Source organism: Sporosarcina sp. FSL K6-6792, assembly GCF_038004885.1.
Lineage (GTDB): Bacteria > Bacillota > Bacilli > Bacillales_A > Planococcaceae > Sporosarcina > Sporosarcina psychrophila.
Window position 1 is genome coordinate 2,199,275 of the sequence record NZ_JBBOSA010000001.1, and the last position, 13,865, is coordinate 2,213,139.

Genomic DNA, 13,865 nt, shown 5'->3' on the forward strand with positions numbered 1-13,865 from the left:
GAGTGATGATTAGATGAATGAAAATCCTTTTAAATTATTGCCAGCCGATTTAGTGATTACGTCTAAAACATTTGGTCTATTAAGAAATGTGCTGATAGAACACTTAGGTTTAGAGAAAGCTAAAAGATTTTTATTACGTTTCGGACGTGAATTGGGAATAGAAAAAGCTAAAGAAATTTTATTAATAGAAAGAAATATAGAAGACTTTTTAAAATTAGCTCTTGAGCTCCATGTTTCGTTAGGGCACATTTCAAATATAACCGTAACTGGAAGCGCATTAAAAAGAGATAATCGATTTTACTTCGATGATGTATATGGTGTTTGGTATGGTTCCTTCGAGGTACCTTTACAGCTAAATCACTTTGGAAAAGCTAGTGAATGTTCCTGCTATATTTTAAGTGGGTTTGCAAGTGGCATATTAACTACTTTTTACAATGAAGATATTTTTGTTAAAGAGGTCACATGCAGAGCACGGGGCGATGAAAACTGTACTTTTATAGTAAATACAAAAGAATATTGGGAGACAAAAGATGAATTAAGATTAGAAATTTACGATAGCCAAACGATTATTAACGAATTAGATTATACTTATGATAAATTATTACAACAAAAAAACCTTTTAAAAAAGGTTACTGAATTTCACAGTAAAATTACAGAGACAATTGCACAACAAAATGACATAAATAAAGTATTACAAACTGCTTATTCATCATTAAAAATCCCAGTTTTTATAACAGATTTAGATGGAAGTATCCTATATAGGGATGGCTTTGCTACTGATTCAGAACTATCTTTAACACAATTAACAAAAAAAATAAGCACTATAACTCGAGCTACTGTTCTAAATAATGATTTTAATAATTTTCTAGTAGCCCCTATTCAACTGGATTTTAAAAGCTTTGCATTTTGTTTCTTTTTATATGATAAGCATACTCACCCAGATACGAACGATCATCTTTTTTTGGAAAGACTTTGTGTTGCAGCTAGTTTGTGTTTTTTAAATGAAAAAGTTAGTTTTGAAGCATCTGAGCATCTAAAAATCAACTTTTTAGATAGATTAATTAATCATCAATTTCAAAATTCAACTGAAGTTGCTTTACACTCAAAATATATAACACCAAAATTAAAACCGCCTTATCGAACGCTTTCCATGAAATTAGTTATTAATAAAACTGAAGATTTTTTTCCTAATCACTATCAAATAATTCTCGAGATAGCTAAATTTTTAAAAGTGTATAATATTTCAGGTTTATTAAGTCAAAAGAATAATCATATAATTCTATTTTTATATGATTTAACTGATTATAATTGGGCTCTTAAATCATTAAAAAAAGTTTGTCATAAAATTGAAAAGTTCAACCCAGGATTAACATTCAAAAACGGTATGAGCAATGAATTCGAGGATTTAGAATCATTTTATACCAGCTTATCTCAAGCCGAACAAGCTATGAATTTCCCACGAAATGATACATTTACTGAATACCATACATTGGGATTCTTTAGCGCGCTCTTAGAAAATTTCAATTCAGAAACATTAATTGATATTGCTCAGAATGAATTAGGTCCACTACTAGTGGATATCGATAAACATTATGAATTATTACATACACTTTATATTTTCTTGAAAAATAGCCAGAAATTAGAGAAAACTATGCAAGATATTTCCCTATCTATTGGTGGTATAAAATATCGGATAAGTAAAATCGAAAAAATGTTAAATATTGACCTAAAAGATGCTACAACCTCTGCACACATATTACTCCTAATGGAAGTGCTAATATTATTAGATGTTATTTCATTTAAATAACATCAAGCAATATTGGATGTAACTCAAGATTAAATATGAACTATCGCAGAATTATAATTTTGCAAGAAGCCTATTTACACCTTTCGATACTACCTTTAGTCTTAATAAACTTTTGCAACTAAAAAATATTCGTATATTTAAATCATGCATTTAACTAGTAAGCAATATAATTGCACACCACTTTTTAGGACCCTAATAGATAGAAAGGAGAATAATTGGTGGTATCGTTTAAAAGATATCAAACTAAAAGTGGCTCAAGGTGGATGTTCAAGGTTGGGATTGGAGCCGATCCAATTACTGGCGAGAGAAGAAATACTACTAGAAGTGGATTTAAAATGAAACGTGAAGCGCAGGAAAAGTGTTATGAATTAGAATTAGAATTAGAATTAGAATTAGAATTAGAAATAAAAGAACGAGGGAATATTTTCAAAGAGAAAGAATTAACATTGAAAAAGTTTTGCGGGACATGGTTGGAAATCTATGAAAATGAAAGATATAATCCTTGGGTTATTCCAAGGGTCAATAAATAAATTAAAGAAAGAGTTTGCCGAAAGTACACTCGAAGGGATTTATTCAACCACTTTAATAATATTTGAGAAAGCTGTCGAATTAGAAGTAATTAGGAAAACCCTGCACGATTTAGCTATATGCGCGATACAAAAAGACAATCGAGGAAATCGAAAACGAAGAAAGCATACCCAACTTTATGGAAAAAGAAAATCTGTCCTTGTTCTTAAAAACATGTTTAAAATCAGGGTTACAATTCGATTTTGAAATTTTCATAACGCTGGCATACACGGGATTACGAGTAGGAGAATTTTGCTTATTAAAATCAAGCGATGTCATTAAAGATGATGACGGTTATTTCCTTAGTATCACTAAAACTATGTATAATCCAAGGAATATTGTAAATGAATACGAACTTGTCACATCCAAAAATAAAACTTCACGAAGAGTTATAGATATAGATGAAACAGTTTACAATACGCTACAACGAGTTATAGCCTTCACGAGAGCATTAAAAAAAGTAGGTCAAAGTTATCATGATTCCGATTTCATCTTTGTGAATACTGGAAAGTATCCAGGGTACCCCCTATATAAAAAATTTGTTCAGCATCGTATGAATCGAATTTTAAAATTATCGGGATTTGATTCAAACTTTACCCCCCATTCATTTAGACATACACACACTTCACTGTTATCGGAAGCAGAAGTTAGTTTAGAAAGAATTATGAAACACTTGGGGTATGGTAATGATAAAATCACTAAAAAATATATTTGCATACGACAAAACCCATCAGAGAACAAGACTCGAAAAAATTCAAAAAACTAATAGATTCGGTAATTGATTTTGATTAAATTACGGATAATAACGCACGTAAAAAACCCCTCAAATTTAAATTGAGGGGTCATTATTTTAAAATGCGGTCAAAAGACCATACATCTAACCTGAAGCCTTGGTAGATAAGAGGTTTAGAAGGCTGAATTACATCATGCCGCCCATAGAGTCCGAGGTATTACACATGTATACAGGATAGTATAGACCGCTTTATATCAACGTTTTGAAGTGTTTTATCCAAATTAATTATATCAACTTATACTGTTTTTTATAAGTTTCGGCATCAATCAAGGCATCAATTACGTCCTCGTGGCATCAGAAACAGATAGCCGATAATTTCCAGACTCCGCTGTCTGTTTTCTTGATTCCAAGGATTGCAGTAAACCCAACTTTCCCAATCCAGTCTTCATCACTTCCGTTTGTAATTTACCATACTCCCACCATTTTTACGAACCTCATTATAATACTTCTCCATATATTTACCGACCTCTTTTTTATGAAACAACCACTTGTTCCCTAGGCGTATCTTCGGAAATTCTTCATCATATAAAAGATGGGTGACAATTGTATTCCAGGACATATTTAAGTATGTACAAAGTTGCTTTGAATTCATGAAAAAAACTTCTGATTCAAGTTTTTGTAAATGCTCATCTATTTTCTGAAGGTAGAGCTTTTCCAGCTTTTCTTGATCAACTTCTATGGTAATCAAATTTCTTCGCCCACCCAGTCATTCAGCCACTTAATTTCCTCCTGAGATAAACTTTCTTCTTTTGCTTCCCTATCTACTACCTTATTCCAATTAGCATCTTCCCATTCTAAATGCGCTTCCCACTCACGCATAACTTTAACAGCGTTTTCTGTTTCTAGTTGCTGCCTACTTTTGAAAGGTATTATAATCGCCATACACGCCACCTCTTCCGATAAGATCTGTTCCTTCTATTATAGAGGGTCATATTGAAAGAATCAAAAAAGCGTTTACTATAAGTATTATGTTTTTTAGAGAGTGCATAGATTTATCTATTTGGACAATTTCAATCATCACTCTTTATCCGGAATAGTTTGAAACTATCGAAGTCTTTATGTAATAATGAATACAATTGGTTAAGTAAACCAGTATTCTGCAAACAAGGCCAAATTGTTTTATGAATACAAAGGAGATAATTAGTTTATGTCTAATATGAAAATTGTCCAAGATTTCATTAACACCGCAAGTGAGCCATATTGTGATGATTGCCTCTCGGTGGTATTAAATATTAAACCGAGGCAACAGGTTAATCAAATATGTAATAATTTAAAAAAAGAGGGTGCTATTAAAAGGAAAGTGAGCCAATGTTGTCATTGTTCAAAAGACAAATTGATCAATTTTTAGAAAAAGAGGAAACATCTTAATGAATTATTTATTAGATTAAGATATTCCAAGTATTGTTCTTCAATCTAGAAATGATTTTATACGATTGCTTGGACATACGTACTTTAAGAATGGGTGCTGATTGTGTAACGAAAAAGTCTATAACCTAAAAAAGCTCAGATTTAAGTCTGAGCTTTTTGTATGCTATTTTTTGTTGATTAGTTATTGAAATACAAAATATTTAAATTCTTAGTGGGCTATTCTCTTCGGATGCCAAAGCCGAACTCGTTACTATGACTGTATCTGTAAAGCCCTAGTTTTCACTTTATATTTCAAACGCAGTACAACTTCCCACGTCATCAAAATCTTTAACTTGTACCACCTTGTCTGAAAACTGTTCAACTGTTTTTATATTACTCCCTATCGTAAGCGACAATACATTGTAGTGCTTTTCTTTTTTCTTTTTATTAAACGACTCAAGAAACGAATCTTTTACTTTGTCTTCCCCATCTGTAATAAAAACTAAATCAGCTTGTTTAAAACGACTTTCGTTTATTACATTCATCGCTTTTTCAAGAGGTAATGCAAAGTCCGTTCCCCCTCCTAAGAAAGTTTGAGCTAAATTGATCATGTCTGAACTTTTTATTTTCCCTCTTTCATATTTAAAGATTTTTGTACGAGTAGAAAACAGGATTAAACAAAAATCTCTTTTCTGTTTTCTTGCAATTGACATAAGCGCTAACGTAAACCCTTTTGATTGGGTATCGAGTTTGTGCATGCTGCCTGATTGATCCAGACAAAGCACAATTGGACCTTTCCCTAGTACCTCATGTCCTTTCTGTTCATATTGCATCGTTTGGCCTTCCACAAAGCGACGTAGGAAATCACTCTTCGTTATTGGATGTGTATACAAACCCAACTCCATTGGTAGCAATCGCTCAATATCGTTGCCAACCGTAACCCCACTTCTCTCCATTGAATCACTATGCTTAGATTTTTGCTTTTTACGGGCTACCTGTTTAAATCGACCTGCCCAATCCGCAATTTCTTTCATCTGTTTATTAGATGCGATCTTTTCAGCTAATGAAATTTGGTCTCGTAAAGGAACTTTTTTCAATTCTGCGTCACCACTACCTGCACTCGTGCCTCCAAGTAATGATTTCAAGCTATCCTTCGTCTGTTTCGTTTCCTGCATAGCTTGCGACATCGCTTCTGAAAAGCTATGACTGTTGTTTTCCAATGTCTGATGAAGTTGACTCCCTAAGTCTGACATTGCATCTTTTAAGTCTTCTTGTAACTCCTCACTACCTTTTCCAGCCCCATTTTGTTGGTCCTGCTTTTGAAGTTGCCTTTGCATCGCCTGAATTTCCTGCATTTTTTTTTGTAGGTCCTCATCCTTTTTCTTTTGGTCTATTAACCATTCATTTGTTTTCTCTCCAAATTTAACAGTTCCTATGGCTGATGATAAATCATCCAGTCTGGTAAATTTCCGGTAACTTTCAAACGAGTCATCATTCATGATTTTCTCCATAAATGATTTGTTCACTTGCAAATCATCGGGAATATTATCTTCGCTCAATTCAGGCTTCATTTTGTATAACGATGCCCAAATATCAGCAAGTAACGGTTCAAATGTAGGTAATTCTCCTTCAACCTTTAGCTTTTGAAGACTTTGCGACATAGAATAAATTTCGATGAAACGTCTTTTATCAAATGCATCTGTATTCAACACAGATTGATTTCCACTTTTCGCTTTTGCTGGTTCCAATCGAAACACTTCCCTTCATTTGAATGAATAGAAAGCCAGGGATTAATTCTCTGGCTTTCAACTACCAATCCTAACGCTTAAAATGGCATTTCAACAGCAGATTTTGTACTTGAAGTATCAATATCCATTGGCTCTAAAATACTGTCAAGAACCTCTTGCTGAATCACCTTCACTTTATCGAGCAGCGGATCTATATCCTCATCTCTACTTTGATTATGCTTTTTCAACTTATTTAAATCAGCAACCAACGATTTCAGTTTTTGAGTCGCTTCCATACCAGCATCAGTAGAAGCATCCTTCTGAATAAGTGAAAATATTTCACTCGCCTCTTCCTGAATCCTATCCAGTTTTCGAGTCACCACATCTTGTGCGTGGCTACGAACAATCAAAGAAACGTTATCCTTTTGATCAACTGTTTCCCATAGTGCATTTTCAAGAATGACAATATCATCAACTTTCACAACTTGTCTTTGGTTTATCAAAGCCTTGGCCTGAAGCACTGAGAGCGACTGTTTAAATCGTCTGTCAGATGGACGGATTCCTTCATCACGTAATTCATTACGGATTTTTGAAAGCGTGTCATAGACTTCATCAGGAATTGTAACCATGTCAGTAAAAAACTGAAGTTGAACCAACTCATCCATTGTCATAGAAGGCATAACAATATTTTGACCGGTGCCCTTCATCATCGAAACAAAATTCGTTTCATCTGCAATATAATCTAGCTCGAATCGAAGTAAGAACCTGTCGAAAAGAGCTTCAAGGCCTTCCCCTTCTTCTGGGTATTCATTTGAAGCTCCAATGACTGACATCAGAGGAACCTTTACAGGCGTCCCGTTATTATAGAAAAGCCTTTCGTTTATAAGCGTCAGCAAACTATTCAAGATTGCTGAGTTGGCTTTAAATATCTCATCTAGAAATACAAGATTGGCTTCCGGTATTTTAGTTGCTGTATTCCGCTTGTACACGCCCTGTTCAAGATCTTTTAACGACAAAGGACCAAAAACTTCTTCGGGTGTACTGAACCTTGTTAGCAACCATTGAAAATAATCTGTCCCCTTTACAATCTTGGCTAACTCTACCGATAATGCTGATTTCGCTGTGCCAGCAGGTCCAATCATGAGCATATGCTGCCTAGAAAGTAGCGCAACAAGAATCCCCTCAACCTCTTCTTCGCGCTCAAAAAACTTCGCATTGAGCGCCTTTTTAATTTCCTCTAACTTGGTAAAATTAGTGTTTGTCATTTTGATTAACCCCTTTTTTTAGTTTAGATAGCAAAAGGAAGCAGGCTTCTAATGAAACCCTACTTCCCTTTTTAAGATTCATTTCAGTTTTTCGCTGAAAGAATAAACAATTCTTGTTCTTTTATCGATAGCTTACGCATTTTCATCTGCAATTCCTGTTCTTTCAATTCATTTGAACGCTCAAGTTCTTGCGCAATTTTCTTTATAGATTGCACACACTCGACAACATCACGCTCGTAGAATTTTCTCCCCATTATTGTTTGATAAAATTCAGGCATTCTAATCGCTCCATTTCTATATTTTTTAAAGATCCGCAACCATTTTCGAAACCGCAGCACGAATCGTCATGATTTTATTTTCTAGCGTGTCTGCTTCATTGGCGACAATGCCTTTGTAATTTCGATAGTTGGCAATTACCGACTTCGCATTTTCAATAATCTCTTTCACTTGTCCTTTTTTCAGCCCAGCACTCGACTTACAATCATGTAAAATGGATTCCAAATGGTCATTTAACTTCGTGTTCACCATTTTTCGGTTGTCGAATGTATTTACGACGGGTATCTTGAACCCTTCACTGTTCTCAAGAGAGGACGTAAAATTTACAAGTTGATTCAACCCTTCCGTATGTGAATCTGGAACAAAATAAACGCCACCACCAGGACGCACAGGTGTGGGTGCTAATGATTGAAGGATTTTACTCACCATTACTCTTACTTGCTGGGCTGAATAATGGGATTTATAAATATTAAAATTACGTTCTGCTTCAAAACACAACTCTTTTGCAATTTCATTCTCTGTTATAAACGTCAGAGAACTCTTCTGTTTATCCAGCGTGATTACTCCCGCTTTACTGTTGTAATCAAGACGTTTACCTGCCTGATCCACTTTTTCCACCACAATATTTCTTTGCACGTGGCTCTTGTCCGAGAACACTTCACGAATAAGAAAGTTCTCGAATACACCAACATGCCCAGTAGATTTTCTAGTCTCTATCTCTTTAGTACTTCTGCGGAAGGCATCGGCTGGACGAATCGCATTCGGCATCCATTCAACAGGCAAACCCGATTGAACGAGTGCTTGCTCCAAATCATACATTTTGACTAATTGCTTACCAACCGAGAACCACATGAGATGACCGAGAATACCGTCTTGTTGCTTGTTTTGAACAGCCGTCATATTATCAAGATTAATTGACATACCTAACAACCCTTTCTATTTTTGTATTTTAGATAAATAAAAAACGCATTTATACCTAGCTATCGCTAAGTAAATGCGTTTTAAAATAACCCGATTTGTTTAATTTCAATAAATTCCTTGCCATCTCCCTTCAATACCATTTTAAAAGCAAAAAAACCAACCACTCCTGAATAGGAATAATCGGTTTTAATATAGTTCACGCAAAATGCGTAAGTATCTCTTTTGATAAGCAAAAGCAATTTATTGACGTCTAATTCGTCTGCCTAACCTCTCCTTTAAATAAGGAATACAAAGGCTGAAAATTTGTGCCGAATCTCTTTCTGCGTATGCATAAAGTATAACGACTTTCACCAGTAGAACAGTGACTTAATAACATAAAGAATATACTTTCACTTTAACAAAACCCAATGTAAATCGCAACTTCATCAAAAATGACAACTTAAAACCAGATTGTATTTTAAGCTGAAACTTTTATTAATTATTGCTACTACAGGAACGCATGGTAAAAGTGAAGTTTTTCACTCTTGCAAAATAAAAATTATTTGAATGACTAGAGCCTATTCAATCGGTTTGTAAAATGAAATTATTTCGTATCGAAATCTGTTTTGAAAGGTTTTTCTTCATACTTGGAAACATCGTATTGCCCAATTACTTGATAATTACTGGACTCTTCATCACCTAATTGGACCATGTTAAGAGTATCTAAGTTTAACGCATCTGTAATCATTTTAAGTAAATATTGAGGTTCTGAAGCTTCTTCTACCGCCGCAAGAACCAGAGCATTTCGTAAATACCCTGCATGTTGTGAAAGCAATTGAGCGTTAAAGCCTAAATTATTTGCTTCAGCAAATAGTTTCATGAAAATCGAAAGGGTTCGGGTATTCCCTTCTCGATAAGGATGAACTCGCCAAAGATTGGTCATCAACGTTGAAAAATCTTCTGCAAGCTGAGGATTTGAGTAATTCCACAGTTTAGAATTAGCCCAACTGAAAATTGCTTTCAAATCAGAAGTGATTTGGTCTTCATTACTATAATCAACGGATAATCCATTTAAAACACGTTCAGTTTTATAAATATTGATTGTGCGGAATTCTCCTGCCCATGAATATAGTTCATGAAATAGAAAGTGATGAATCTTTTGTAAGCTTCGATACTCTTGGAAATTAATCTCAGCAAAAATAGAAGTAATATCCAGAATACCTGCAATGATTAGTTGTGCTTCAACGTCAATTAATTCTTTTTCATCTTTAATATTTAATTTGTTGATCAAAATATTTGTATTTGAATACACATATGGATCCATAAATTACTGTGATGGCCTTATATATTTTTCAACAATTGCTTGTTTCAATTGGCTGGATGAAACCTGACCTTGTTCATATTGATTTAAAAGATTTTGTGTAAATGCGCTCGGTTTTCCACCGTCAATTGCAGCCATTCCAACTGCAAACTCTACTTGTTTTTGGCGTTCTATACTTATGTTTTTTTCATTCATAAATAACACCCCTCGCTTATTGATATATCCATTATATCAGCTTTCATGTATCGGAAGATAGTTCGAACCTTTCATAAACGTATATGATGAATAGAAAAGGCCGTTTCTAAATCAAATAATCAGACATACTTCTTTCTTGCAAATGGAACGATTACTTAATAATGACTTACATTTTATTTGTTAGCATGATTGGCTTCGATTTCCTCACTCAACTCAGGAAATTGTTTTTTAAAAGTTTTCACTATTTTTGTGGTTTTACTCACTGTATATTTTTTTACTTCGCTATAAGGTATCCATATTTCTTTATTCTGAATCTGTTCATATAGAGATGATATCACCATATCTTGGTGAACAGGAGGAAGCTTTCTTGTTGTACATCTTTCTTTCATCTTATCGTGATAAAGTTTATAAAGTTCCGTTGCGATCCAATCCTTTTGATTATTTTTCAATTGTGAAAAACGTTTGTTTATTCGAAGAAGCTTACCATCTATTTTCATATGATCTTTCATCAAGAATCATCCTTTAACACAAATTTTTATTGAACCATGTAAACGCTACTTGACGCTTACAAACCTTTTCCAAATTGATACCAGCACTAAGAATGTACCACTTCCGCCATCTCTTTTACCAGCGATTGCCGCAAAGCTTACCACTCGCTGCCAATGAGCTTAACAATGCGGTAACGTCAAGAATGTGCAAGTTTACAACGTTAAGGATTTTGAAAGATAAAAAAGCCTAACTCCTCCATATATTGAACGAGGAATTAGGCTTATGATCTTCCGCAATCGCGTCCGATTCCAGAATAAATTCTTACAAAGTCACAATCGAAATTATGTTAGTCATCTAACAATTCTCGGTTTTTACTATATGACTTTCTCAAAGAAATATAATTTAAAAGAAAGAAAAATATCGCAGCTAATATAGCTGGTCCAATAACATTTACTACTTCTTGTAAGTTAGCTGGAATACCTTTAAATACACCATAAACGATTATAAATAGGATTCCGAAACGAATCGATCCATAAACTTTAGAACGTTTTTCCTCTTTATATCTTGCTTTTGTTGCAATTTCAGGGTATTCAATACCCGTCAAGGTAGATCTCAAAAGTATATAAATACTCAGAAACCCTAAAGAAATAAGTGCCATCATATCGCCAGGAACATTTAAATCAATTAAAAAAGAATCAACAATTAAATATAGAAAGAGCAATATACTTAAAATTAATACTGATTCAGCTACAAAATACAGAAATCGTTTTTCCCTATATTCATCTTTTGATAATAAGTTAGCAATCCACGTTTTTTCCATTTCAATCTACCTCCCAAAATAATTCATCAAGTGTTTTATCTAATGCTTTTGCAATTGCAATACAGAGATTCAGACTTGGATTATAGTCTCCCTTTTCAATTAAACCAATCGTCTGTCGGGTTACTCCAGTTACTGTCGCTAATTCATCCTGTTTCATAGAAACTTTTATTCGGGATATCTTCACGTTATTTTTCATAGATACCTCTGCTTTCTCGCAATATATATATTGCTTATATAATATATATATTACATCACGTTTTCTTAAAGTCAATTAAAAGAACGCTAAAAAGTACAGAATAATTTCTGTGCTTTTTAGCGTATATATCTTTCCTTCGATAAAATGGACCTATTGCGGAACGGTTGTGTTCCGTAAAAGCGCCCGATTGTAGAAGGTTCTTATTCTTCCCTTTGTTCTCTTCTGCTTGCCTTAAAATTAAGATAAATCGTATATCCAACGGCTATGATTAAAAATATAATTCCATAACCAATTTCTAAATCTAACCAGTATGTAGATAAAATTAATGTCATAGTGACAATGAAAATAAGCTGTAAGCTAGATCGATGATATTTGTTCATTGTGTCTCCCCCTCACTTCACTTCACACACTAAATTGTCTGAAATAATCTGGCCCAATTCTGACACAACACTTTGCCATTATCGCGCCCGTTTATGGATTTTCTTTTCTGTCTTTACCCTTTATTGCCTTTATAGTCTCAGGGATACCGACAAAGACTATTATTCCACCTATCATTGTTAAAAAGGTGTCTAGGCTTATTACTTTCGTTAAAAAAAGCAAAAACATAACGGCAAGTACGAATATTCGCCAGTAAAAGAGAGATTTCTTTTTCATCGAAACACCCCCATTTCTCTGCAAAATGGCCCGTTAGCTGAATACCGTTCTTACTGAATATTCACTAATACATACAGTAAGTATAGCATTCATAATTGTAAGTTCCAATGCTATTCATCTTAAATCTGCAAAATAAAATTCAAAATCTTTGTGTTCGCAAAAGTACACTTTAACGAACGCTCCTCCAAGTTACAAAAACATAGCTGAAAACAGTTCGTAAATGTATATAAACGCCTACCGAACGTTCACGCATTCCTTTGCAACTTCCCGAACGGAATTATATACTTAAAGAAACAAATGTTCTTAAAGGGGTGTTCTATTTTTGGAGTCACGAAAATTCGGATACATTAGGGTAAGTTCAAAAGATCAAAACGAAAGCCGTCAAATGGAAGCAATGAAAAAGATTGAGATTAGTGATCGCGACATTTTCCTCGACAAGCAATCTGGAAAGAACTTTCATCGCGAACAGTATCAACTAATGAAACGGATGATTAGAAAAGGGGACATTCTTTATATTCATTCTCTGGATCGCTTTGGTCGAAGCAAGGATGATATTTTAAACGAGTGGCAAGAACTTACGAAGGAAATCGGGGCTGATATAGTGGTACTTGATATGCCTTTGTTGGATACTACAAAATATAAAGACAGTATTGGTAATTTCATCTCAGATCTTATCCTGCAAGTTCTATCTTGGCTTGCGGAAGATGAACGAGATAGAATACGAACACGTCAGCGCGAAGGAATTGATTTAGCCCTCTCAAATGGTGTGAAATTTGGACGTCCACCAATCAAAATAACAGACGAATTTATTCAGGCTTATGATAAATGGCAATCCAGGGAAATTACAGCAGTTAAAGCAATGGAGGAAGCTGGAATGAAGAAAACCTCATTTTATAAAATGGTGAATGATTTTAAAAATCAATAATAATATCTGTTTAGAAGGATTTATACAAATCCACAGTATTAACTACACTTGCTTTAGGTTTTTCATGCGAAGCTAAACCTCCTACGTGAGAAGCTCATGCAACAATATGCGAAGCTCACAACTTAAAACCGCGGTTTGCCTACACTTGCTTTAGGTTTTTCATGCGAAGCTCAACCTCATCCGTGAGAAGCTCATGCTCCAAAATGCGAAGCTTAGAACTCAAAACCCCAGTTTGCCTACATTTTCTTTGGCATTTTCGTGCGTGGCTCAACCTCATCTGCGAGAAGTTCGAGTATTAAATTGCGAAGCATCCTTATTTACATTCAATTAGACCGAAATGACATAAATAAATGCATATCCGTCTATTCAATGTCATTTATCTGTCCATTAGCTAACATTTAAATCATATAAATTGACTTACGTTCAAAATAAATGACGCCACCGTCATTTATCCGTCTATTAATTGAGAATCAAATATTCGCTTTTTTCCTATTCATAAGCGACATTTCGATTTTTTTATTATTCTCTGTATATTTTCCAAAAAACAAACATATAATATAATTGTAATTGATCTTTAATAATG

17 protein-coding genes are annotated in these 13,865 nt (G+C 34.2%); 4 read left to right on the forward strand and 13 right to left on the reverse strand.

What is annotated here, in order from left to right; translation table 11 throughout:
• Positions 1-13 precede the first annotated feature (13 nt).
• From MKZ26_RS10675 to MKZ26_RS10685, 3 genes are all read left to right on the forward strand, one after another.
• Complete coding sequence (locus MKZ26_RS10675; RefSeq protein WP_340766174.1) at positions 14-1,807, forward strand: V4R domain-containing protein; 1,794 nt, start codon at positions 14-16, stop codon at positions 1,805-1,807.
• 218 nt (positions 1,808-2,025) lie between these two features.
• On the forward strand, positions 2,026-2,337 hold the full coding sequence (locus MKZ26_RS10680) for an Arm DNA-binding domain-containing protein (protein ID WP_340766175.1): 312 nt from the start codon (positions 2,026-2,028) through the stop codon (positions 2,335-2,337).
• Between the two features lie 176 nt (positions 2,338-2,513).
• On the forward strand, positions 2,514-3,140 hold the full coding sequence (locus MKZ26_RS10685) for a site-specific integrase (protein ID WP_340766176.1): 627 nt from the start codon (positions 2,514-2,516) through the stop codon (positions 3,138-3,140).
• A gap of 415 nt (positions 3,141-3,555) precedes the next feature.
• On the opposite strand, the gene MKZ26_RS10690 is transcribed toward MKZ26_RS10685, so the two are convergent.
• From MKZ26_RS10690 to MKZ26_RS10750, 13 genes are all read right to left on the reverse strand, one after another.
• Complete coding sequence (locus MKZ26_RS10690) at positions 3,556-3,855, reverse strand: helix-turn-helix domain-containing protein (RefSeq protein ID WP_340766177.1); 300 nt, start codon at positions 3,853-3,855, stop codon at positions 3,556-3,558.
• Positions 3,852-4,049: a hypothetical protein gene (locus MKZ26_RS10695; protein WP_340766178.1), complete on the reverse strand. Its 198-nt coding sequence runs from the start codon at positions 4,047-4,049 to the stop codon at positions 3,852-3,854. The genes MKZ26_RS10690 and MKZ26_RS10695 overlap by 4 nt, the downstream gene beginning before the upstream one ends.
• 770 nt (positions 4,050-4,819) lie before the next feature.
• Positions 4,820-6,262: a VWA domain-containing protein gene (locus MKZ26_RS10700; RefSeq protein ID WP_340766179.1), complete on the reverse strand. Its 1,443-nt coding sequence runs from the start codon at positions 6,260-6,262 to the stop codon at positions 4,820-4,822.
• A gap of 77 nt (positions 6,263-6,339) precedes the next feature.
• The gene (locus MKZ26_RS10705; protein ID WP_340766180.1) at positions 6,340-7,506 is read right to left on the reverse strand and encodes an AAA family ATPase; all 1,167 of its coding nucleotides are present in this window, start codon (positions 7,504-7,506) and stop codon (positions 6,340-6,342) included.
• An 83-nt stretch (positions 7,507-7,589) separates the two neighbouring features.
• Positions 7,590-7,784, reverse strand: a complete 195-nt coding sequence (locus MKZ26_RS10710) for a hypothetical protein (RefSeq protein ID WP_340766181.1) — start codon at positions 7,782-7,784, stop codon at positions 7,590-7,592.
• A gap of 25 nt (positions 7,785-7,809) precedes the next feature.
• Positions 7,810-8,703, reverse strand: coding sequence for a DUF6744 family protein (locus tag MKZ26_RS10715; protein ID WP_340766182.1), 894 nt, complete (start codon positions 8,701-8,703; stop codon positions 7,810-7,812).
• Positions 8,704-9,286: 583 nt separating this feature from the next.
• A complete protein-coding gene (locus MKZ26_RS10720; protein WP_340766183.1) occupies positions 9,287-9,994 on the reverse strand; it encodes a Fic family protein in 708 nt (235 codons plus the stop codon).
• A 15-nt stretch (positions 9,995-10,009) separates the two neighbouring features.
• Positions 10,010-10,198 carry an antitoxin VbhA family protein gene (locus MKZ26_RS10725; RefSeq protein WP_203249287.1) on the reverse strand — a complete coding sequence of 63 codons (189 nt, stop codon included), beginning with the start codon at positions 10,196-10,198 and terminating at the stop codon, positions 10,010-10,012.
• Between the two features lie 173 nt (positions 10,199-10,371).
• Positions 10,372-10,707, reverse strand: a complete 336-nt coding sequence (locus tag MKZ26_RS10730) for a hypothetical protein (protein ID WP_203249286.1) — start codon at positions 10,705-10,707, stop codon at positions 10,372-10,374.
• A gap of 326 nt (positions 10,708-11,033) precedes the next feature.
• Positions 11,034-11,507, reverse strand: coding sequence for a hypothetical protein (locus MKZ26_RS10735; RefSeq protein ID WP_203249285.1), 474 nt, complete (start codon positions 11,505-11,507; stop codon positions 11,034-11,036).
• A 1-nt stretch (position 11,508) separates the two neighbouring features.
• The gene (locus MKZ26_RS10740; protein WP_203249284.1) at positions 11,509-11,703 is read right to left on the reverse strand and encodes a helix-turn-helix domain-containing protein; all 195 of its coding nucleotides are present in this window, start codon (positions 11,701-11,703) and stop codon (positions 11,509-11,511) included.
• A gap of 200 nt (positions 11,704-11,903) precedes the next feature.
• Entirely contained in the window at positions 11,904-12,083 is a 180-nt protein-coding gene (locus MKZ26_RS10745; protein WP_340766184.1) for a hypothetical protein, read from the reverse strand.
• A gap of 91 nt (positions 12,084-12,174) precedes the next feature.
• Positions 12,175-12,357, reverse strand: a complete 183-nt coding sequence (locus tag MKZ26_RS10750; RefSeq protein WP_340766185.1) for a hypothetical protein — start codon at positions 12,355-12,357, stop codon at positions 12,175-12,177.
• 322 nt (positions 12,358-12,679) lie between these two features.
• On the opposite strand from MKZ26_RS10750, the gene MKZ26_RS10755 reads away from it, so the two are divergent.
• On the forward strand, positions 12,680-13,282 hold the full coding sequence (locus MKZ26_RS10755; RefSeq protein ID WP_340766186.1) for a recombinase family protein: 603 nt from the start codon (positions 12,680-12,682) through the stop codon (positions 13,280-13,282).
• Positions 13,283-13,865: the final 583 nt, after the last annotated feature.

Excerpts from the sequence above, each read along its gene's own strand:
- MKZ26_RS10675 (WP_340766174.1), top strand. The coding sequence starts at position 14 with ATGAATGAAAATCCTTTTAAATTATTGCCAGCCGATTTAGTGATTACG.
- MKZ26_RS10685 (WP_340766176.1), top strand. The coding sequence starts at position 2,514 with ATGGAAAAAGAAAATCTGTCCTTGTTCTTAAAAACATGTTTAAAATCA.
- MKZ26_RS10695 (WP_340766178.1), bottom strand. The coding sequence starts at position 4,049 with ATGGCGATTATAATACCTTTCAAAAGTAGGCAGCAACTAGAAACAGAA.
- MKZ26_RS10705 (WP_340766180.1), bottom strand. The coding sequence starts at position 7,506 with ATGACAAACACTAATTTTACCAAGTTAGAGGAAATTAAAAAGGCGCTC.
- MKZ26_RS10710 (WP_340766181.1), bottom strand. The coding sequence starts at position 7,784 with ATGCCTGAATTTTATCAAACAATAATGGGGAGAAAATTCTACGAGCGT.
- MKZ26_RS10715 (WP_340766182.1), bottom strand. The coding sequence starts at position 8,703 with ATGTCAATTAATCTTGATAATATGACGGCTGTTCAAAACAAGCAACAA.
- MKZ26_RS10725 (WP_203249287.1), bottom strand. The coding sequence starts at position 10,198 with ATGAATGAAAAAAACATAAGTATAGAACGCCAAAAACAAGTAGAGTTT.
- MKZ26_RS10730 (WP_203249286.1), bottom strand. The coding sequence starts at position 10,707 with ATGAAAGATCATATGAAAATAGATGGTAAGCTTCTTCGAATAAACAAA.
- MKZ26_RS10735 (WP_203249285.1), bottom strand. The coding sequence starts at position 11,507 with ATGGAAAAAACGTGGATTGCTAACTTATTATCAAAAGATGAATATAGG.
- MKZ26_RS10740 (WP_203249284.1), bottom strand. The coding sequence starts at position 11,703 with ATGAAAAATAACGTGAAGATATCCCGAATAAAAGTTTCTATGAAACAG.
- MKZ26_RS10745 (WP_340766184.1), bottom strand. The coding sequence starts at position 12,083 with ATGAACAAATATCATCGATCTAGCTTACAGCTTATTTTCATTGTCACT.
- MKZ26_RS10750 (WP_340766185.1), bottom strand. The coding sequence starts at position 12,357 with ATGAAAAAGAAATCTCTCTTTTACTGGCGAATATTCGTACTTGCCGTT.